Here is a 23,697-nt window from a genome sequence, read left to right on the forward strand (position 1 = left end):
CAAATTATCATTTAACTTTAATCGCCGTCGTCGCCTTCTCCAGTCCATCAGCCGTAGCCGTCACCTTGACACCACCCGGTTCACCGTTGTTCTGCAGTACCACCAGGCACTTTCCGTAGAAAGCCTTGCGGTGGTTGTCCTTGAACTTCTCCATAGAGATGGGGCTTCCGTTATCCACTCCAGCAATGAAGCCGGCACCTTCTACGGCAAAGGTCACATCGTTTTCGGCATTCGGACACAAATTTCCATCTTTGTCCAGAATCTCAACCGTAATGAAACTCAAGTCTTTGCCATCTGCCTGAATGGTACTGCGGTCGGGGCTGAGACGAATCTGCGCAGGTTCGCCCGCTGTCCGGATTTCCTGCTCGGCCACAGTCTTTCCTTCCTTGCGGGAAACAGCCTTTACCGTACCCGACTCATACTTCACGCGCCACATGACGTGGAAATCGTCTTTTCCCTTGCTGCGCACACCCTGCGATTTTCCATTCACGAAAAGCTCCACTTCGTCGGCATTGTTATAATATGCCCACAAATCGATGTCTTGTCCCTCCGTCCAATTCCAATGCGGGAAAAGATGCAACACCGCCTTATCCGGACGCCACTCGGACTGATACATGTAGTAGACATCCTTCGGGAAACCGGCCAAGTCGATAATGCCAAAGTAAGAGCTGCGTGCCGGCCAACCGTAAGGAGTAGGCTCACCGATATAATCGAAGCCCGTCCAGACGTATTGTCCACTGATAAAGTCGTTGTTCTTCACATGACGCATAGTACCTTCGTGACGGTTGCCCCAAGGAACATGACAGTTGTCGTAGGAGGAGCAAGAGAACGAGGCATCATAGAAAGGCTTATCCCAACGTGCGGGCCAGACAAACATCGAATCACTCGGCATTCGGTAGTAACCGCGTGTCATCAGGCCGGAAACACTTTCCGTCACGATGAACGGCTTGCCGGGGAAGTTCTGAGGAACACCTGCAAACCAATTGTCATGGTAATTAAAACCGATTATATCGAGCGCACCGGAACGGAACAAATGATTGTTCGGGTTCGGCTCGTTGCAGCCTGCCGTCACGGGGCGCGTGGCATCGAGCTTTCTCACCATATCCGCCAGTTTCTTTGTCAGCAGTGAGTTGACGGACATTTCTCCGTCCTTTGCCAGCATATCCGCACTGTGACCGAAGTTCAAGACCAGATTGGCCTCTTCCAGACTCAAGGTGTCGGCTTTGGCATCCGTCCACTGCTCCAGCACTTCGTTGCCGATGCTCCACATGAAGATGGAAGGATGATTGCGGTCACGCACGATAAGGTCAGTCAAATCGCGTTCGTGCCATTCGTTGAAATAGCGTGAATAATCGTGGCGGGTCTTTTTCTTGCGCCACATATCAAAGGTCTCGTCCATCACGATGAAGCCCATACGGTCGCAAAGGTCGAGCAACTCCGGTGCGGGAGGATTATGGGAGCAGCGGATGCCGTTGCAACCCATTTCTTTCAGAATCTCCAACTGGCGCTCGATGGCGCGCGTATTCACCGCAGCTCCCAGGCAACCCAAGTCATGATGCATGCAGACACCATTTATCTTCACTTGTTCACCATTCAGGATAAATCCTTTTTGTGCATCGAAGCGGAAAGTACGGATGCCGGTAGGAGTATAGTAACGGTCGAGTACCTCGCCGGTCTGCTTATCCTTGAGGATGCTTTCTACCCTATACATATAGGGCGTATCAATACTCCAAAGACGGGGATTCTTCAAGTGTATCTCCTGCTCCACTTCTGCCGGAGTAAGAGGCATCAACTGCGCTTCCGACACAGCCTCACCCACCGCATTGCCGTCAGCATCCACTAACCGGGATTGCAGGACGACATCGGCCATCTGTGCTTCTGCATCGTACTGTAGTTTGGTGCGTATCTTCAACTGGGCACTGTTCTTCGACACATCTTCTGCCGTAACATAGGTACCCCATTGCGCTATATGAGCTGGATTCAGCTTTGTCAGCCATACATTACGGTAGATGCCGCAACCGGAATACCAGCGCGAATTGGGCTGTTCGGCATTGTCCACACGAACCGCCAACACATTCTCCACTCCCCACTTGATATAGGGAGTCAGGTCATAACTGAACGAGATGTACCCGTAGGGACGTGTCCCCAATTCATGGCCATTGATATAAACGGTGGAGTTCATATAGGCACCATCGAAATCTATGCGATAGCGTTTGCCCTCATCGGCCTTATCGGCAGTAAAAGTCTTGCGATACCAGCCTATACCACCAGGCAGTGCACCTCCACCCGTTCCCGAAGGATTGTCTTTACTGAATTCTCCTTCAATGGCCCAATCGTGGGGTAAGTTCAGTTTCCGCCAGTCTGCGTCATTATAATCCGGACGGGCTGCCGCCGTATCGTCTCCCAAGCGAAAGGCCCAGTCGGCAGTAAAATCCAAGCTACGGTCATCGCCAGCTACCTCTTTAGGAGCATTGCAACCGGCCAGCAGGGACAGCCCGATGGCCAAAGACAATATGATTTTATTCATAGTAATAAATATCTAAAAGATTATCGAGTGCCTATTCCTCTCTCACAGCTATTCAGAAGTAGGGAAGTTCCTGGCACCGGGGAAGGCATCGTTCGGCACCGAGGAACGACGAGAACGGTACCGGGAAGATTTCTCTCCCTGGCACCGTCGTCTATCATTCTGATTATAATTTTACGGTTTGTGCTTTTCCGTCATACTTCACCGTTGTGCCTTTCGCCTTCAAATCGAACGGTTGCGGCTGGTCTTTGCTTACCTTCACCACATTGAAAGTACGTTCCTTCAGCATACCGGGGAAGTCACCCGTACGGTCGCCGATAACCAGTGTACCCTCAGCATCGTTATAGGCAAACGGTATAGTGGCATATTGTCCCTTCTCGTAGTTATAGTTCACACCTTCATCCTCATAGAGCGTAAACGCGCCGTCCTTACCCGTATAAACATAGAGAGTGATTTCCGAAGCCGGTTTTTCATCACTGTATTGCATATCCGGACCATAAGGTACAATGGCACCTTCGCAAACGTAGAGCGGAATACGTTCATAAGGAGCATCCACTGTCAACTTCTGGCCACCGTTCACATACTTACCGGAGTAGAAATCATACCAACCGCAGCTTACCGGGAAATAAACCTCGCGGCTGCGTGCACCGTATTCGTAAACCGGAGCCACCATCAGGGCAGAACCGAACATAAACTGGTCACCTATATTGTTGACGTTTGCATCAGCTGTGAAGTCCATTACGAGCGGACGCATGATGGTATAATCATTGAAGTAAGTCATACCAGCCAAAGAATAGATATACGGCATCATGTTGTAACGCAACTTCGTATAGTAAACGATGGAGTTGTAGCACGGATGTCCTGCCGGAGCAATGTTCCAAACCTCACGGTACGGATACTGGCCGTGTGCACGGAACAACGGGCAGAAAGCGCCGAACTGATACCAACGGGCATTCAACTCTCTCCATTCCTTATAATCGGTATTTTCACGTCCGGTCTTGTTGAATTCCATCTGACCAGCCACATAACGGTTCTCTACACAGAATCCACCGATGTCCATAGTCCAATAAGGGATACCGCTGACAGCAAAGTTCAAGCCGGCAGAGATTTGCGCTTTCATATCTTCCCAACGGGTAGCGATGTCACCACTCCAGGTGGCGGTAGAATAGCGCTGCAATCCTGCAAAGCCGGAACGTGTCAACAAGAAGACGCGTTTGTCCGGTTCCACGCCACGCTGTCCGTCATAGATGGCTTCGGCATTCATCAGTGCGTATGCATTGAAGAACTTGGCAGAGGGGCCGAGTGCTGTCGGACCGCAAAGGTCCTTGCGGTATTGCAAATCCGTACAGTCGCGTATGTTCGGTTCGCTGGCATCCATCCACCAAGCGTCAACACCCAGAGGATAGTAGTGGTCTTGCATCTGCTTCCAGAAGAGCTTGCGTGCATCGGCATCGTATGCGTCATAGAAAGAGCCCAGATAGCCAGGACCGACCCAGTCTTTGATGCTGTCTTTGATAGCCTGCTGATACATCCAACCTTTTTCGTCAAATTCCTTGAAGTGTTCGGTCGTAGCATAGAACTTGGGCCATACGGAAATCATCAGACGTCCGTTCATGGCGTGGATGGAGTCGACCATTCCTTTCGGGTCGGGGAAACGTTCAGGGTCGAACTCATGGCTTCCCCATGCATTCTGCTTCCAGTGCAGCCAGTCGATTACGATATTGTCGATAGGAATCTGACGTTCACGGAATTCCTTCAAGGTGGAGAGAACCTCCTCACGCGTATTGTACTTCTCACGGCTCTGCCAGTAACCCATCGCCCATTTCGGCATAATCTGGGATTTACCTGTCAATGTACGGTAGCCGCTAATCACATCGTCCATATCATCACCATAAACGAAATAGTAGTCTATTTCATTCTGCATTTCACCCCACCAGGAGAGTTTGTTCTGTTCTTCATCAGCCACCGGACTCAATACCCGCAGACCGCAGTAAGAAACACCGGCATCAGGCTTCCACTCTATCTTCAACGGAACGCGCTTGCCCGCTTCCAGATTGACAGCAAACTTATAACTGTTAGGATTCCAAGCCGTACGCCAACGTTCGGGAACCACCAACTCATTATCAATATATACTTTCATGTAGCCTGCATAGTAAAGGATGAAGCGGAACAAGCCGCTTTCTGCCGGTTCTATTTCTCCCTCATAAACTACGTCGGACCCTCCGAACGGGAACTCCGCAGGCAAATTAATCACCTTACTCAGATGTGCGGCACGGTCCAGATGTTCAAAATAAAGAGAATCCTCACGACGTACAAGGGTTTCCACGTCTTTCTTGCCCGGAATATATGTACCGGTCAAAGCACCTTCCTTGCCCTCTTTATCATAAAGTTTGAAGACATCACCCAGCTGTGAGTAATCGCGCGGGTCACCGAAACGGCAGAGCGAATAGCTGTCCCAAAGCACACCGTAGTTCTTATTAGACACGATAAAGGGTACAGACACCTTTGTATTGTACTGGAACAGTTCCTCATTCTTACCTTTATAGTTGAACTCATCCGCCTGGTGCTGGCCCAAGCCATAGAAAGCCTCATCATTGCCTGCCGACTGGAATACCTGACGTACTGTATATCCTTTCGTACCTTCCACTTCCACCGGAGTAAAGGTCCGCCCGTCAGAGTCTTCAGCCAGAATCTGCTTGCCGTCGGCATCCGTGAAGCGTACCTCACCCGTTGTCTTGGACACAATGGCACATAATTCCGATGTCTTGACAGTCACTTCATCGCCCTGCTCTTCGACCTTAAAGTCGGTCTTATTCTGTTGAGGGATCACAATGAGACTCTGCTCCTTTGAAAATTCCTTCTCAGGAGTAGCCGATACATGAATGAGCTTCTCGCCCATTACTTCTAATCTTACTTTACGCACATCCGTCGGTTGCTGCTGCTTGACTTCCACAACAACACCGTTCTCGGTCTTTTGGAATCCGCCTCCGGAACATGCGGCGAGCATCCATCCGGCAAGCAAATAAACTGAAGTGTTTTTCAATTTCATATTACTGTTTTTAAAGTGATTTTTCTCCGATATAAAAATAGAAAGTTTACTTCAAAAACGAGTCCTCCCGATGTTGAAACAATAGGGCGCTTTTGATTACCCTAAAAGACAATATGTTTCCGTAAGGGGTATCTTTTGTTATTTACCCTCTCTTTCCTGATAAACAGAGGGCAAAACACCGAATTCATCCTTGAAATATTTGCTGAAATACTTGGGGTTGTTAAAGCCCAACTGATACGCTATCTCCGATACATTTTGCTGACTCTCGCGCAGCATCTGCGCCGCTCTTTTCAGACGGATGACACGGATAAATTCAATGGGTGTCTTACCGGTTATCTGCAAGAGTTTCTTGTAAAGATGTACCCGGCTCATACCCAATCCCCGACTCAACTCTTCTACGGACAAGTCACACCGACCGATGTTCGCCTCCACATATTTGATGGCATTTTCCACCAGCTTTTCATCCAACGAAGTAATGGCTATTTCACTTGGTTCGGGGTCAATGAGCGACTTTGCCTTGCGCTTCTTGCTCAGGTCAATCAACTTGCGCATACGCAGAATAAGGATTTCCACATTGAAAGGTTTCGTCACATAATCATCCGCACCGATGGTCAACCCCTCCACTTTATCTTCCACAGCCTGCCGTGCAGTGAGTAATATCATCGGAATGTCACTCGTGCGTTTATCGGTCTTCACCCAGCGGCACAATTCATTCCCATCCATCTCGGGCATCATTACGTCGCTGACAATAATATCCGGCATCAGTTCCGATATTTTCTGCCAAGCTTCCCGACCATTGGAAGCTGACTGTATACGGAAATACAAGCTCAGACTATCTTTCATGAAGGCAACCAAATCTTCATTATCATCCACAATCAGGGCCAACGGCTTTTCTTTTTCATCTTCATTATCCTCCATATCGTCCAGCAAATCAACCGAAAGCGCTTCCTCTTCCATACCCGGCAAAAGTTCCTCATGCTCTTCCACCTCTTCTGTAAGCGGTGCAGGCTTGGGAGGACTTACACGTATATGTTTAACCGGGAGCTCAACCAGAAACACACTACCGGAACCCACATTGTCGACAACGCGCACCGTACCCTCATGCAGCGTCACAAAGTCGCGTACCAGGCTCAAGCCAATACCGCTACCCGTTGACTGGTGCTCCGGTTCTTCCTGCTCCACCTGATAGAAACGTTCAAAAATCCGCTCCTTGTCTTCATCCCTGATACCGACACCGGTATCCGATACCTTTATCAGCAATCTTCCGGACATCTCTTTCGACATTTCCAATGCCACATCCACGCGTCCCCCGTCCGGAGTAAATTTGAAAGCATTGGACAGAAGATTCATCACAACTTTACCAATTTTATCCTCGTCGAATGACATATTCAGCGATTCCATAGCCGAAAAGAATGTCAGATGCACATGTTTCTTTTCAGAAAGCATCAGGAAAGAAGTACAGATGCTACGCACATACGCCACTATATCTCCCTCGGACAAGGTGAGATGCAGTCCTGCCATCTCATTCTTACGGAAATCGAGCAATTGGTTGACCAGATTCAACAAACGCTGTGCGTTGCGGTACATCAGTTGCAGCTTGCCATGCAGCTTTTCGTCCGTAATCTCCTTCATCATACTTTCCATCGGCGATATAATCAGCGTAAGCGGCGTACGCAACTCATGGCTGACATTCGTAAAGAAGCGGAATTTCATCTGGCTCAACTCCTCCTTCTTCTTCGCATCTTCCTCTATCTGGCGGATTCTGAACTTATTGCGTTCCCTTCGTTGTACGACATACAGTGAAAAGAAGACAACTCCTACTATCAGAAGGGCATAAACAATATATGCCCACGGAGTCATCCAGAAAGGTGGAAGAATGACAATCTTCAAAGAAGCCTCTTCAGTACCCGCATATCCGTCACTGTTTGTAGCCTTCACTCTTAAGATGTAAGTTCCCGGAGCCAAATTGGTATAGGTAACGCGATGCATATCGGACATACTCGTCAGCCAGTTCTCATTAAACCCTTCCAATTTATAGAAATACTGTGTCTTTTCGGGCAGCACGAAATTGTCCGACGCGAACAGCACCGTGAACACATTCTGCTTATAAGCCAAGACAACTTCTTCTGTTTCATTCAAAGCTTCCTTCAAGATGACACGTCCTGCATACTCCTTGCCCACCTTCACGTCTTCATTGAACAACTGGAAACCGGTAAACATGACCTTGGGCAACGTACGGTTATACTTTATGTTGCCCGGCTGGAAGCGATTCAGCCCATACAGTCCTCCCACTACAATCTCGCCCGTATGCAGTCGTTTGAGGGAACGCTGGTTGAAGTCACAACTCTGCAACCCGTCCTTGTCATTATAGGTATAGCAACGGAACACAGGCTGCTCCGTCTTGCTGTCAACGGACAACACCACGTTTATCAGTTCTCCTCCGGTGCTGATCCATATACTTTTGTTTTCATCTTCCGTAATACCTAATATCAATAGTTTGGAGAAACCGGGTTTGATAGGCACTTCGTACAATTCATCCCGTTTGCTGTCATATACATTCAAGCCTTCACGCGTGGCTATCCATAACAAACCGCGACTATCTTCGTAAACTTGATTGATATTTTGGTTGGAAAGTCTGGTCTTACCCGATTTTGTACCTGCAAAATTTGTAATCTCGACGGTCCTCAGGTCCATGAAAGCCATCCCTGCCGAAGTACCGATAATCAGATTATTGTCACAGCTGATGCAGAGGGATGAGATATAGTCCGACACAAGGTTTGAATTACCTGTAGAATAGGTGGTAAATATCCCCGTCTGAGGATTCAGGCATTGCAATCCTCCCCCCAACGTACCGATCCAGATATTTTTGTCCGCATCTTCTGCCAATGCCCATACATTGTCATAGACCAGCGAGTTACTGTCTCCCTTACGGGACCGGTAATGGATAAAGCGGTTTCCATCATAACAATTCAGTCCGCCCCAGAAAGTACCAGCCCACACTCTGCCGCTACTGTCCCGAAGAAGGCAGACTATGACATCACTCGAGATAGAGCGGGGATCTGCCGTATGCGAAAAAAACATACGTTCATCCGTCACGCTATTCCAGCGAATCAACCCGCGGTCGTTGGTCCCCACCCATACGATATCACCGCCTCCGTCCTCCACACAATTGATGTCGCCTACATCGGCAATGCCGAATTTGAAGACACTTTCATTATAGAAAGAGACGCCCTTCTTGTAGGTTCCCACCCACATCGTACCGGCCTCATCTTCATAAAGAGCCGTTATTGTATTGTTGGACAGAGTACGCCCGTTATTAGGATCGTTCGCCAGACGGATTTTCCGTCCCGCCGGTTCTATCAATTCAATGCCATCCTGATCCCTGCCTACCCATATACATCCGTATTTATCCTGTGCCACTGCACGTACGGTATTGTAGGTGTCCGTTCGGGGAGAACGCTGTTCCCAAACCTTCTGAGAAAGGCTATAAATCCACATCCCCTCCACACTGAATATCCACGCCCGCCCACTATGGTCGACAAACAAATCAAAGGTAGCATTCTTTACTTCCCTGCAATCTTCGGCAATGCCCGGATTGGTCCACTTGATATTTTGCTTTTCCTCATCTATACAAGCCAAGATACCGTTACTCAGAACCAGCAGGATTCCTTCGCCGCATTCTTTCATGTCGGACACTTCGGCTTTCGCAAGCAGTTCATCCGCTCCCTTTACTGCTACGGCATTTTTCTGTTCCTCTCTATAGCTGTAAACACCTTTACCATTAATATAGATCCAGAAAGTCTTTTCCTTATCAATATAGATAAGCGAAGGATTTCCGGTCAGACCGACGTTCCACATCCAAGCTTCCACATTACGGTCAAAAACATCGGAAGCCGAGTTGTAAATGGCATACCCACTTCCCGTACGTATCCACAAATTACCGGACGCATCTTCTTGTATATCCTCGACATAACTATCGGGAAGAGATTTCTCATCATCTTTCTGGCTGCGATAAATCTTAATATTGTAACCATCATAGCGATTCAGCCCCGAAGCTGTACCAAACCACATGAATCCGTTTGAATCTTTATAAATAGCATTAACCTGATTATTGGAAAGTCCGTCTTTCACTTCCAAATGTTTAAACATGTAGTCGTGTGAAGCAGCAGAGAAACATACCATCCAAACCCACAAGAGCAGTAGTTGCAGTCTTTTCATACTATCAGAGCTAAGGGAAGTTATTTTTATTGCAAATGAAGTGAAAAACGAACAGAAAAGCAAGAAAAGGCAAGGATTTTTAAAGAAGGAGAAGCATATCCCTCGCGGACATACTTCTCCGTAACCAATCAAAAAAACTATATCAACAATCCTTGTAACCTATAAAACCTATTTGTATGATACTTTTAAAAACTGTCTTTTATTCTATCCACCACTCAATCAATAAGGGTATTGACCGGCTGCGGCTCCCTTCATGATGCCCTCAATGGCATAAGCCTCCTTCGCCGTACCCGTACCACGGTTCATGTCACCGCCGGTTTCCCAATAGAAGGGGACGCAACCGTGGTTTTTCGCCTCGCGGGTGACTACCTCATTCCAATAGGCGCGGCTCTTGTTGTGCATCTCCTGGTCAATGTCGGGATAGGCAGGTTCGGCAGTACCCTCTATCTTGTCTTCTTTTGTACGCTTCATGGCGCTGTATTCACCCACAATCACAGGAATTCCCTTATCTGCATAGGCCTTCTTCATCTTCTGGAACTGTTGCTTCACATAATCTTCTTCGTTAGCGGTGGCATTGTGAATGGAGCCGGACACATGATTGTCCTTACCCCAATAAAGGAATACATTGCTCCAGGTTTCGTCATGGTTCATCATGGTGAACTGATAAGGATCATAGAAGTGAACTTCCACCATCAGACGGTCGGGTACTTCATCCTTGGGCATCGTATAGTCATTCACCGTCTTGTCAATATTGGTATAAGGGCCTTGCACAATCAGACAACGGCTCGCATTATTTCCTCCGGTGGCACGCACGGCATCTATGAAGGTCTGTTCATATTTCAGAATGGCATCTATGGCCGATGTCCCAACGTTCCCCTGGTCTTGCTGTCCGGGTTCGTTACATCCGGCAAAGAGCAGGTGTTCGTCATAAGCATTCAGTTTATTGGCAATCTGTGTCCAGATAGCTTTCTGCTTGGCATCTACTTCGCTGCTGTAACCATGAGTGATACTCTCTTCGAGCCAACCGCCATCCCAATGGATATTGACAATGGCATACATATCATTGGCTACACAGTAACCCACCACTTCGCTCACACGGTCGAGCCATGCAGCATCTATCTCATAGGTCGATGGATTCACAATGTAATAATCCCACGCACAAGGGATGCGTACCGCATTAAATCCCAATGCCTTCAGCCCTTTGACATATGCCTCGCTTACTTTAGGATTTCCCCATAACGTTTCGCCCGCTATCTTGTTCTTGTTATCACAAGCTTCCAGCGTGTTGCCGATATTGATACCTGCATACATCTTGGCGGCAAGTGTCCTGGCATCGCTTTCCATATTGCCGGTTTCGCCCGCACCCTGCTTTACGGTCACAGTCTCCGTCAGGCTACCCAAAGTAAAAGAGATATGGCCTTCGCGCGCTCCCAAAGGATTGGGAGAGACGGTAAACTTGAAAATCTTGTCTTCCATGGCACGGGTATTGACCGCCTTTATCCAAGAAACATCGGAAACGGCTTGTACGTCACCATTGGTTTCCACCACCACAGAAACATCTCCTCCCGCAGCTGGCAGGTCGAAAGAGGTAGAGTTGGATATGATTAATCCGTCCGCAGCCGTTTGTTTCACTGTGAAGCTCCCTACTTCGCTGCCTCCGGCTTTCACCGTTACCTTGGCTTCACGGTCACTCGTGTCCGTATTGGCTTCTGCCATAACGGTATACTTCAAAATACTACTCGAAGCAGAACTTTCGGCAGTAACCTTACACCACTCCGGTGCACTGCTGGTAACTTCCAATGCAACGTTCGACTTGATGTTCAGCGTACTTGTTCCTCCGGTCTTGGAGAAAGTCATTCCATCCGTCAGAATGTTCGCGGGAATCGTTATTTCCGGAGTCACAGTATCATCATTGCCGGAACATGCGGCAACGAAAGAAGAGAAAAGCAGTGCCGACAGCACCAGGCAAATTTGGAATTTTTCAATGATATTCTTCATCATGTCTTTACGTATTAAAAATAATGGTTAAATCAGTGAGAGCAAAAGTAGCGGAAAAGGCGGAAAACACACCGATGCCATGTTATCTGCAACGGTATCATTTGTTTCCGAATAGGGCTCAAAAGTTATCATTGAATGACATCAGACACATCCGGCTTGCTTGAACCGAAAGAATACTTTATTTTTGTGTATAAACACTTCCTTCAACTACCCTGATTCATATATCTGATAAACTATTTAAAATACAATGTATTTATGAGAAAGATGATGTTACTTTTAGGACTGGCGCTCAGCCTGTCCTGCTTTTCACAAAACCGGCAAAGTTATCAAAATCCCGTTATTCCCGGTTTCCATCCCGACCCGAGTATCTGCCGCGCAGGAGATGACTTTTATCTGGTCAACAGTAGTTTCCAATATTTCCCGGGCGTACCGTTGTTCCACAGCAAAGACCTCATCAACTGGGAACAAATCGGACACTGCCTGACGCGCCCCTCACAACTGCCGCTTCACGACGCCGGCCCATGGGGAGGAATCTATGCACCTACCATCCGCTACAACAGCGGTACATTCTACATGATTACCACCAACGTGTCCGACAAAGGCAACTTCCTTGTACACACTACCGACCCGCGTGGCGAATGGTCAGAACCCGTATGGCTCAAGCAAGGCGGTATAGACCCGTCCCTCTATTTTGAAGACGGCAAGTGTTACCTCGTCAGCAATCCGGGCGTAGGTATCTATCTGTGCGAAATCAACCCCAAAACCGGCGAACAACTCAACGAGTCCAAACGCATCTGGAACGGCACGGGCGGACGGCACCCTGAAGGGCCGCATATTTACAAGAAAGACGGCTGGTATTATCTGCTGATTTCCGAAGGCGGCACGGAATACGGCCACAAAGTGACAATAGCCCGTAGCCGCGATATAGACGGCCCGTACGAAGAGAATCCCGCCAATCCCATCCTGACCCACATCAACAAGAATGCACAAAACAGCCCGATACAAGGAACCGGCCATGCCGACCTGATACAAGCCCCTGACGGTTCGTGGTGGATGGTGTGTCTCGCTTTCCGTCCGCAAAGCGGCAACCATCACCTGCTGGGACGCGAAACGTTCCTTGCTCCCGTGCGCTGGGACAAGAATGCCTGGCCGGTAGTAAACGGAGATGGCACAATAGCCCTGCAAATGGATGTGCCAACCCTACCGCAACATCCTCTTGCCCCCAAGCCTGCACGCACCGATTTCAAAAACGGCAAATTAGGTCCCGAATGGGTTCATATCAGAAACTATCATCCGGAAAACTATACCTTTGCTTCCGGTAACCTCCGTCTGAAAGCAACCCCCGTAAACCTGAACAACGGGAAAGGCAGTCCTACTTTTGCCGGCCGCCGGCAAGAACATATCGACTTCACAGCCACCACTTCCATGCAACTGAAAAAAGCCGCCAGTGGCGACGAAGCCGGCCTGACGGTCTACATGTTCGAATCGTCCCATTACGATTTATTAGTCAAGCAATTGGCAGACGGGAAACAAGCTGTAGTATTGCGCTACCAATTGAATGAATTGACCCATACGGAAAAGGAAGTTATTCTGCCCCAGGGGAAAGTACAACTCCGTGTAAAAGGCAGCAACGAAATCTATTCGTTCGAGTATGCCACAAACGGAAAGGACTTTAAAGAACTGGGCCGAATGAATACGCGCTATATCAGTACAGAAACTGCCGGTGGCTTTACGGGAATCATGCTGGGATTGTATGCCATCTCCGGTTCTCAAACCTCAAAAGCATATGCAGACTTTGAATACTTTGATTACGAAGGAAAATAGCAGCCAATCTTAGAGAAAGCCCCTGCTTTTCTCCGCTTCCGCCCTTTTGTCTGTCCGGTTCAGTACAAAGATTCATGAACGGCCCACTTAGGTGAACAAGTTTGTTCACCTAAGTGGGCTGATTTGTTCACTACTATGAACAAGGCGGACCACCTTAGTGGAGATACCATAAAATCACTATGTTTATCGCAATAAGTACCCATCCCGTCCGAACAAAGTACAAGGCAAAGAGCTATCAAAGCGCCGCCTTACGGACCACCTCCTTTATTTTATTCTCTCTATGGTTCTTCAATCTATATCAGAACGATGCACACCGGTGAGGGCAAAACAAAAAATCCGGGATGGCCTGCATCCCGGATTTCCTATCTAACCAGTATATTTCCGTCTATCCCTCTTACCATTCAGGAACAGAGAAAAGAGTGTGGAACGTGAACTTCACTTCCATAGAACTGCTGAAACCAAGTTCCTTGATAACATCACCATCAGGAGTACCGAAAGCGCACCCTTTATCCTTTGTTGCCCCATAGCAATTCCAAAGTTCCAGACGATACTTCGGGGATTCATTGGCATCGAGCACTTTGGATGCATCAAATGTCACTTCCTTGCCATCCAGATAGAGGTTGTCAAGCGTGGCATGCAAACCGGGGAAATACTTGTAGATGTCAGCCACTTCAACGAAGGTCATGATGGAACCTGCCGCATAGTCGGCAGATTCGTACTTAATGTCGAACTGAGAAGCCACAAGGCTGTACTGGAAGTTCTCGTATTTCACCTCGAACGTAGCTCCTGCGTTATATCCCCATGCACTTCCCCAATCCGGATTGACAGTAACCAGATTGGGCGTATAAATACCTGCACCGGTACCGTCGGTAATGACGGTGCAGACAATCTCAAGCTTCTCCTTGAAATGGATGGCAGGCTCGGTACCTTGATTTTCTACATTGCTGAACGGACTGAGAGGAACAGCATTGCCTACAGAACCCGCCCCATAAGCATTGAACAACTGAACACGGTACTTGCCGTTTCCTTCAATGTCGCCATAATAGAAGCGGTTGGCATCAAACCGGATGGAAGTACCGTCCAGCTTGATGTCGTCAATGCGTACAAACGAATTGGGATAGCGCTTCGCCATACCGGCAAAGTCAAGCGTAAACACCATAGCATCGGTACAAGTTCCCTCGAAAACAAACGTGTGCTGTCCAGCCAAGTCTTCGGGTGAAATGGCTACAAGCAGTGCATCCCAACTTCCTGCCCATGATGAATCGGCGATATTGAGCAATACAGGAACCTGCGCATCGGCATCGGCCTTGGCCTGGCTGTAATAGTTCAACGAATAGCCATAGTCGCCATCGGGCAGGGCAATCTGCAAGCCGTCGGCAGTCAACGACAGAATGTTCAGCTTACCACTCTTCGTGCCAATCCAAGTATTGGCACAAAGCACATCTATGTCGATGTCAATCACTTTATTCGCCTCGTCAATCGTAAACTTACCGGTTTCATCGGTCACGGTACCGTCTTCGGCAATACGATGAATATTCACCGTACCGTCCTCCTTGAGCTCCATATAACCATAGTCCTTTCCGTAAGTATAACCTATCCAGCCATTATCCGTACCCATCTCCCAATGAATCTGCTGTTCAATGTTGGGTTGTCCGTTGGAAACTGTGCTCCAGTTGTCCGTAACACCCCACTGCGTGAAAGGTCCTTCAAACACGTGCTGCTTACCGTCCTGGCCATTGTCAAGATACCACTTCTGATAGAGCAGAGCCTTGTTGAACGGTACGTTCTTGGCTGTGGAAACAGCGCGTACAGCCATACCTTGATAAACTGCGGCAGTGATACGGTGATTGACAGAAGCTGCAAACTGGTAACCTACCGCAAATTCTGTATTGGAAGAGTTGACAGTACCGGTGAGGTAATATCCTTCAGTACCCAGCGCCGTCACATCGTTTGCCACACGCGTACCGGCTGCAGGCAGGAAGATGGAATTACCATTAGGACCGGTGAACTTGAAACCTGTCACTCCATTCTGCTCAGTCCACTCTTTCTGGCACAACGTGAAGAGTTCCTCGAAATCATCGGCAGTAGGCAGTGTGGCACGCCCTTGAAATGCACGGAAAGCCAAGTCGGAAGCCGTTTTATAAGTATCGGCCGAAGCATAGTCGGCAGGGTCGATGCTATTGTTGCATCCGGTCAGGTCACCGAATCCGAAAAGGCCACCCAGTCCAGTCTCGCTCTTGGCACCCACATTGAAGCGAGCCCACTTCACGGAGAGTCCCAGGTCGACAAGGTCATTGTCGAGATCGAAGTCATAGGCAGGAGTAGTGAAGCTCTTCACCTCACCATACACAATGCCGCTACCCAGATTGAGGTAAGCCGCATAATAGTATTGCGTTTCGGGCACCAACCCTTCATGGACGAATGAATAGCTGTCCTTAAGTTCCTCACTCTTCACTATAAGGCCTGCACGAACCGCTTCTACATCGGATGAAGTAGAGATAACAACACCACAAGTAGCATCGGCCGTAGCATCGGTCAATGTCCCACCCAATACAGCCGAGGCGAAGTCGACAGATGCGGCATCGGCAGTAGCCACCTTGGCATCGGTGGTGAGCAAGCTTTTCACCTCACCTTTGTAATACACCTTACCCTGCAAGCATACATAAGCCTGATAATAGAGCGTAGAGTTATTGTTCAACCCGTTCAACTGAGCACTGAAGGCGCTGCCGTCATAAGCAGCCTGCACGTCCTCGGGCAGGTTGTCTTGCGCAAAACCATAGAAGAAGCCGGTCTTATAGCTTCCGGCATCCATGCCATCCAACCCGGAGAGCGTGGCATGGAGTGTAGCGGTAGTGGCGGTCACATCGGACGACCCCGTCACCACCGACGATTCGTTCAGAATCGGGGTGGTGTGGATAGTATAGTCGTCATCTTCACTGCACGAAGCCAGCGAAAGACCCAGTACAAGTGAAAGTATTCCTAAATATATCTTTGTCTTCATATATACTAAATTCATTTAAGTGGTTATTCAATGGTCATCGAAATTATCTCAACCTTCACATCCGGCTGTCCGTCTTCGGTGGCAGCCACAGTAGCAAGTCCCTTATTCTGGATACCGATACAGATACAACTGCTTCCTTCGTAAGTCACAGTGGCACCGGTGGTATTGGTCACGGACACAGTCTGTACAGCTCCTTCGGCAGTATCAAAGGCCACGGCATGAGCCAGGTTGTAGCAGTCATCTTCCCAAGCATTTCCGATGTTATTGTCCATAATCACGGTCTTAGGAGTCGCGCCCTCGTTCCAAGTGATTCCACTCAGCACTTTGTACTGTATCTTCAGCGTCTGGTTCTTTTTCAACTTCACCTTCGTGATGTCGATCGGCCATCCCGCGTCACCACCGCCCCAAGGATTGTAGAACTGCAAGCGCAAACGATCGGGATTTCCGTCACCGAAAAGAATTTGTACCTTGCTGTTGTCTACCTTGATTTCAGTAGGCCCGGTAGGTCCGGTAGCGATAGGTTTGTAGTTGAGGTTGGCACAAAGATAAGAATCCACGGCTCCCTTGTCATTGGTCGTTGCAGGCACACCCATCTGGAAAGAGCTGGTGACATCGCAAGCCATTACGGTAAACTCGCTTCCCTTCACTTCCACCGTGCGCTTATCACCGGTAGCGGTGAGGACGGTTATCTCAACCGGATTGCCGTCGGCATCCATAAATTTCAATTTGCCGTCTTCAATGGCAAGCTTACCGGCATTGGTACCGTCATCCCATTTGTAGCCATCGGCCGTGCTGCTCAATACCAGCTCATAGTCGGCAATGGAAGCATCGGCCACAGGTGCCCATGAAGAACCGTACTGTCCCTTCACTACGCTTTCCCAAGCAGCAGAGCCACCATTCCACCATGTCCAGTCATAAGGTTCTTCATCATTGATGAGGAAGCGTGCCTCATTGCCCACATAGGTGACACCGTTGATTTCAGTAGTGAACAGTTTGGTTGCCAAATCTTCAATGGCAGGCTGTTGTACTTCGGCAGGCTGAAGCAAACCCGGATCTTCAGTCGGTATGATACTGGGGTCATTATAAGCCTCTTCGGAAATGAAGTTCCACACCAGCCACCACGGACCTTCGCTATTGGTACGCATCGTAGCTACCTGCAGCAGATAAGGAGTACATTCTATAATCTTGATGTCGTTGGTATAGTTGGAACAGACATCATCAAAACCCTCGTTATGCAATGAATAGGTACCGCCATAGAAAGATATGACAGGGCGTTTCGGGTCAGACACATTCAAGTTGAAAGTTCCGGTGGCATCCGTCGTGCCCGAAGCAGCCACCCGATGAAGTTCCACCGTACAGCCTTTCACAGCATCCAGGCCGAAAGTGATGTACGACTGGAAATAGGGGTCGTCTGCCGGAATGAGCCACGATTGGATACCCGGATCCCAGTTGGGAGCCCAATTAGCGCTACCAATCATAAGGTCGGTAATATTGCTTCCATCATTTTTCACATCAGTGTGGCTCATGTACATCACCGGTCCCGAACAACGGCCAATACCAAAGTTCTTGTCAATGGGAACCCACTTACGGCTCTTGCCCACTCCACCTGCAAGGTTAGCCCAGATAGGGTCTTCGAGCATGGCAAAGTTATTGGTCTCTACCTTGAAGGTATATGGTTCGCCATATACCGGACCTGCCGGTGTGGAAGCGCCGAAAGTCACGCTATATTCTCCGGCAAAAGGAAGTGCCAAGTCAAGAGTGGTCTTTTGAGAAGGACCGCTTGGAGTGACCCACAAGGGAGTGGCTCCCTTGATGAGCGAAGTCAGATGAATCGTATTAGGATCATTGGCATCAGGGGTCACCGTATAGGCGATACCTTCCACCAAATCATCGGAAACATAGGTTTTTGCCCCCATCTCGTACTCTTCGGGCGAGCAAGCGGAAAATATCAAAGCCGCTCCTGCCAATATGGAAAAGAATGATTTAAGTCTCATATCTTATTGTTTTTATTTTTTATTTACTCTATTAATGGTACTCACCATCCGGGATTCTGCACAAGTACACTCTGTGAAAGGTTAATTTGATTATAAGGAATCTGGCTCAAGCCTTTGGTGGCTTTCACACGGTCGGCCCGTATGGTTATTGCATCATCAGCGCCTCCACTCTTCACCTTGACACCATTCAAGGCGAGCTTCTCGGCTGCCACGTCTATACCTTGACGCAGGAGATCCCAATAATTAATGCTTTCAAAAGCAAATTCAAGACGACGTTCTTCCATAATAGCTTGTTGAGACACACTCTTAGCTTGATAGTTGGCCGATACTGTTCCGTTGTCATCAACCTGATAAGCACGCTTACGCACTTGGTCGAAATAAGTTTGCGCATTGGGGCTACCCAGTTCTGCGGCCATCAACAATACGTCGGCATAACGGATAATAACGTAGTCTTGGCGGTTCTGTGTCTGGAAGTCACCGCTACCATCCTGCTTACCGGCATGGCTTCCATCGGCATAGCAAAGGGGAGCATACTTCTTCACAGCATAGCCGGTATATTCACGCCAGTCATTAAAACTGGTGGTAAAGTCGGCCGAACCGGTGATTCCTTCCCCTACCAAATCAATGATAGAAGCCGAACGGCGGAGGTCACCAGTGGGAAACGCTTCCACAAAATCAGGATTTACCGTCAATGCGCCCCATCCCTTGCAATAGGGAGCAGCATTAAGCTGGCGCATACCCAACATCACCTGCCAACGGTTGGAGTCATTATTCCCGTTATAATCCTGAGTAGCGGTAAATTTCAACGCAAGAATGGTTTCCTTGTTTCCATCACCGGCATATGTACCCTTCAAAGTTTCATAGTCTCCTTTTTCGGCCACTTTTGCAGAAGAAGCCGGCCATAAATTTTTGAATTGCGGTACCAAACCATATTCTCCTGAAGCGATTACGTCTTCTACAGCAGCCAAAGCTTCGGCACGAGTCACCTCTGCAGGTTCTTCACCGTAATATCCGGTATAGAAAAGATAGGCACGTGCCAGCAAAGCCTCGGCGGCATATTTTGTAATATGTCCGTCGTTCTTGGTATAGTCGGCCTTGGGATAAGCGTCACCGGGAATATTCTCGATAGCATATTTTAAGTCAGTAAATATGGCACTGAACACCTCTTTGGCAGGTGAAGGAGCGCGATTTTCGTTTACCGGTTCCAGAAAGAGTGGGATATTCCCCCATAAACGAACCATATCCAGATAAAGCAATGCACGCAACGTACGACATTCGCCCATATAGATACCACGTTTGCTATCCGATTCATTCCATACAATCTGCTCTTCATGAGCTATCAGCTCGTTGCAACGATAGACGCCCGCATAATAATTTTTCCAGTCACCTTCGTATAGGTTGAGGTCAGCCGGCGATTGGGAGATGTCAAAACGGTCAATGGCCTGATAGCCACGTCCATCGGCATTTCCGGTAGCGCCAAAACACTCGGCACTCATCACCTCGGAAGCCATATAAAACCCTACCATCATGGCTGATGAAGTCTGGCGCCAACCATCATAACAACCTATCAGAGCACGATAAGCATCTTTTTCAGTCTTATAGAATGTACCGGTTGAAGATTCAGTCTTCGACGTAACATCGAGAAAACTGTCGGTACACGAAGCCAGTCCCAAACTCAGGAGCAGGACACTTGCCATAAATATATTTTTGTTTTTCTTCATATCAGTCTATATTTTAAAATTTCAAGTTAACACCAAACAATACGGTACGGGGACGGGGGTAATAACCTAAATCAACGCCCGATACCCAACCTTGTCCGTTATCTCCTTCGGGACCATAACCTATTTCCGGATCCATGCCGTCATATTTGGTAAATGTGAACGCATTCTGTACCTGAGCATAGATACGGCACTGGCTGATGACCTTACATCTCAGTAGCTTGGCAAAGTCGTAGCCCAAAGTAATGTTACTGATTCGCAGGTAATCACCATCCTGCACATAGAGGTCTGAGAACTGCCAGTTGAGATTCTGGTCTGTGACACGAGGTATGCGATTGCTGGTTCCCTCTCCTGTCCAACGTCCTAAAATTGCAGTAGTATAATTGGCTTGCTTGGAGGTATGGTTACGATAGCTCTGGACAATCTGCTGTCCGAAAGCACCGTTGGCCACTACAGAGAAATCAAGTCCTTTCCAGTTGAAACCGAGATTGAAGCCCATAGTGAAATCAGGAATACCGTTACCAAGATCGGTCTTGTCAAGCTCGTTCACCCGTCCGTCATGGTTGATGTCCACAAACTTCACGTCACCTGGTTGTACGTCAGCTTGCAGCACACCGTTACCAGCCTTAATCCAATCCTCTATTTCTTGATTGTTTTGGAATATGCCTGCTGTCTTGAAACCATAGAAATAACCGATAGGCTTACCATTCTCGGCACGATAGAATTCAGGAGTATTGTCATACAACTGGTTGGTAGAGCCATGAATGATACCATCGTCGTTAGGAATCTCTCCGACCTTATTCTTATTGTAGGCACCGTTGATACCGATATTGTAACTAAAGTCTTTGCCTATTTGGTCATTCCAAGTAAGATTGAGTTCCACACCGGTGTTTTTCACTCCACCGCCATTAATATAAGGAGCACCTGCTCCGGCAGTAGCAAGAATAGGAGCCACCACGAGCCAGTCTTTAGTATCTTTAATGTAGAAATCGAAATTAACACCCAGGCGACTGTTGAGGAATCGGGCATCAAGACCGATATTGGTCTGCTGTGAAGTCTCCCACTTGATGTCAGCATTAGCCAGACGACTAGGGTAAGCTCCCCAGTTGGTTCCGAGCTGTGCCGCAGCATCCGAGTCGCCGTAACCGCTGCCGAAAAGATAGTGTGTATTGGTACTCTTGATAGGAGCCAGATATTGGAATGCGTCAATGTTGGCATTACCCACTTGTCCCCAGCTGGCACGTATTTTCAGGAAGTCGAGCCAGTTTTGCGTACTTTCCATGAATTTTTCGTTAGTAATGGTCCATCCTGCCGATACCGAAGGGAAGTAACCAAAACGGTTGCCTTTGGCAAAGTTGCTCGAACCGTCTGCACGCAAAGTAGCATTGACCATATAAGTTTCTTTCCAGTTCCAACCCAATCGGCCGAAATAGGACACCTTGCGGCTCTCGGTATGCGGATTGCCACTGGCACCCAAGCCGTTGGTCGAATCGGAGGCCGTTCCGTTGCCCACAAAAGCATGCTCCCAATCATCAAAACCTTCTTTCAACATACCATTTTTAGCTTCGATATAAGTGCCCTCGTAACGATAGGCTTCCATACCCAGCAAGGCGTTGAACGAATGTTCTCCCATAGTCCAGTCATAAGAAGCCGTATTGGTCCATGTCATACCCAAAGAGTGATTGGCATTTTGAGATACGGTAGTACGTTCTTCATTATATATATATTGGCTGAACTTGTAGAGAGGCTTGAAACTACGGTATTCGCTGGAACCATAAACCACACCGAATACAGACTTTATCTTCAAATTCTTGACAGGCTGCAATTCAGCATAAACATTACCGGAAAAAGTAGCCGTTTTGTTCTCATTGTTGCTGTCGGTCATCATTAAACCATAAGGGTTTCCATCACCTTTATTCCAGTCACTGGTACTGGTGTCATTGTAAGGCGAATCATAAAGATTATTATCGCTATAGACAGGAGCGATAGGCGATGTTCCGAATGCACCGCGTAAGGTATTATTATATTGGTTGCCTACACTGATACCGTTATTCATCTTATATACAAAACTCACCTGCTCGCCCACTTTCAAAATATCCTTGAAAAGTTTGTGCTCGCTGTTCACACGGAAATTGTAACGCGAATAGTTAGACACATCCGAACCGCCGACAATACCTTCCTGACTCATATATCCTAACGAAAGGGCATAAGTGGAAGTTGCGCTTCCACCAGTGACACCCAGCGTATAGCTCTCCGTTGTGGCATTATCTTTGAACATAGTATCTACCCAATCCGTATCATACACATTGCCGTTGGCATCGTAAATAGACTGGTATTGGCTCCAATCGTAAGCCGAAAGTCCGCTATTCAAAGCCTGCTCATCCATAATGGCCATATACTCTTTTGCATTCAGCATATTGGCCTTACGAGCTACATTCTGTATTCCATAATAAGCATCGAAACTAATCTGCGCTTTACCTTCGCGCCCTTGCTTGGTAGTAATAAGCACTACACCATTAGCACCGGCCGAACCGTAGATAGCCGCACTAGCCGCATCTTTCAGTACATCTATACTTTCAATATCGGCAGGATTCAAAGTAGAAATATCACCACCCACACCATCAATCAGATAAAGAGGAGCACTATTTCCCACGGTACCAAGACCACGGATACTCACTTTCATGTCAGCACCCGGTTGACCGGAAGTCGAAGCAATACTTACACCCGGTGTCTGTCCCTGCATAGCCTGCAAGGGATTGGTTGTATTCATCTTGGCTATTTCGTCACCCTTCACCTGAACAGTGGCACCCGTCACCAATTTCTTCTTCTGGACACCATAGCCCACTACAACCACTTCATCCAACATTTCCGTGTCCTCCTTCAGCACCACATTGATGACGGAAGAAGTACCTACCTTGATTTCCTGTGATTGATAACCGATGTAAGAAAACACCAGTGTCTGTCCTTGTTGGGCACTTACCGAATACCGGCCATCAATGTCGGTAATTCCACCCGTAGCGGTTTCTCTCACCTGCACGCTGACACCTATCAACGGCTCACTATCCGTAGCCGATGTCACAACACCCGAAATGGTCTTGTTTTGAGAAGGATTAGCCTGCAGGCTACTGATTGCAGGTACAAGAAAAAAAAGTACCAATGCAACACGGCATAAACGCAGATTTATGCACTTTTCCAAGAATGTTTTTCTCATTGTACATTATTTAATGGTTAATATCAAAGATTCATTGTGTTCTTCAATTAATACCAAAGAACTCGGATGCAAATGTATGGAGGAACAAGAAAAGAATGTCGAGAAATTGTTACGAAGAGTATATGATTTCGTTAATCAAGGCTTCTAAAATGTTACTAAA

General features: G+C 47.9%; 9 protein-coding genes. 1 reads left to right on the top strand and 8 read right to left on the bottom strand.

What is annotated here, in order from left to right; genetic code table 11:
- Positions 1 to 7: 7 nt before the first annotated feature.
- The 4 genes from DW096_RS07650 to DW096_RS07665 all read right to left on the bottom strand — a co-directional run bounded on the left by DW096_RS07650 (position 8) and on the right by DW096_RS07665 (position 11,792).
- Positions 8 to 2,527 (bottom strand): glycoside hydrolase family 2 TIM barrel-domain containing protein, encoded by a 2,520-nt coding sequence (locus tag DW096_RS07650; protein ID WP_057258763.1) that lies wholly within the window; start codon positions 2,525 to 2,527, stop codon positions 8 to 10.
- Positions 2,528 to 2,690: 163 nt separating this feature from the next.
- Complete coding sequence (locus DW096_RS07655) at positions 2,691 to 5,573, bottom strand: TIM-barrel domain-containing protein (RefSeq protein WP_120028723.1); 2,883 nt, start codon at positions 5,571 to 5,573, stop codon at positions 2,691 to 2,693.
- Positions 5,574 to 5,711: 138 nt separating this feature from the next.
- Positions 5,712 to 9,791, bottom strand: a complete 4,080-nt coding sequence (locus DW096_RS07660) for a hybrid sensor histidine kinase/response regulator transcription factor (protein ID WP_227212781.1) — start codon at positions 9,789 to 9,791, stop codon at positions 5,712 to 5,714.
- A 219-nt stretch (positions 9,792 to 10,010) separates the two neighbouring features.
- Positions 10,011 to 11,792: a cellulase family glycosylhydrolase gene (locus DW096_RS07665; protein WP_061411118.1), complete on the bottom strand. Its 1,782-nt coding sequence runs from the start codon at positions 11,790 to 11,792 to the stop codon at positions 10,011 to 10,013.
- A 252-nt stretch (positions 11,793 to 12,044) separates the two neighbouring features.
- Between DW096_RS07665 and DW096_RS07670 the strand changes: the two genes are divergently transcribed.
- Positions 12,045 to 13,613, top strand: coding sequence for a glycoside hydrolase family 43 protein (locus tag DW096_RS07670; RefSeq protein ID WP_117963026.1), 1,569 nt, complete (start codon positions 12,045 to 12,047; stop codon positions 13,611 to 13,613).
- A 394-nt stretch (positions 13,614 to 14,007) separates the two neighbouring features.
- Here the strand turns inward: DW096_RS07670 and DW096_RS07675 are convergent, their stop codons facing one another.
- From DW096_RS07675 to DW096_RS07690, 4 genes are read right to left on the bottom strand one after another with little or no spacing between them, the layout of a single operon-like run.
- Complete coding sequence (locus tag DW096_RS07675) at positions 14,008 to 16,629, bottom strand: hypothetical protein (protein ID WP_117963024.1); 2,622 nt, start codon at positions 16,627 to 16,629, stop codon at positions 14,008 to 14,010.
- An 8-nt stretch (positions 16,630 to 16,637) separates the two neighbouring features.
- The gene (locus DW096_RS07680) at positions 16,638 to 18,608 is read right to left on the bottom strand and encodes a hypothetical protein (RefSeq protein WP_005824411.1); all 1,971 of its coding nucleotides are present in this window, start codon (positions 18,606 to 18,608) and stop codon (positions 16,638 to 16,640) included.
- A gap of 41 nt (positions 18,609 to 18,649) precedes the next feature.
- Positions 18,650 to 20,329: a RagB/SusD family nutrient uptake outer membrane protein gene (locus tag DW096_RS07685; RefSeq protein WP_005824409.1), complete on the bottom strand. Its 1,680-nt coding sequence runs from the start codon at positions 20,327 to 20,329 to the stop codon at positions 18,650 to 18,652.
- Between the two features lie 13 nt (positions 20,330 to 20,342).
- On the bottom strand, positions 20,343 to 23,537 hold the full coding sequence (locus DW096_RS07690) for a TonB-dependent receptor (protein WP_117703778.1): 3,195 nt from the start codon (positions 23,535 to 23,537) through the stop codon (positions 20,343 to 20,345).
- Between the last annotated feature and the right edge of the window lie 160 nt (positions 23,538 to 23,697).

The organism is Bacteroides sp. AM07-18 (genome assembly GCF_003602695.1).
In the GTDB taxonomy this organism is placed as follows: domain Bacteria; phylum Bacteroidota; class Bacteroidia; order Bacteroidales; family Bacteroidaceae; genus Bacteroides; species Bacteroides uniformis.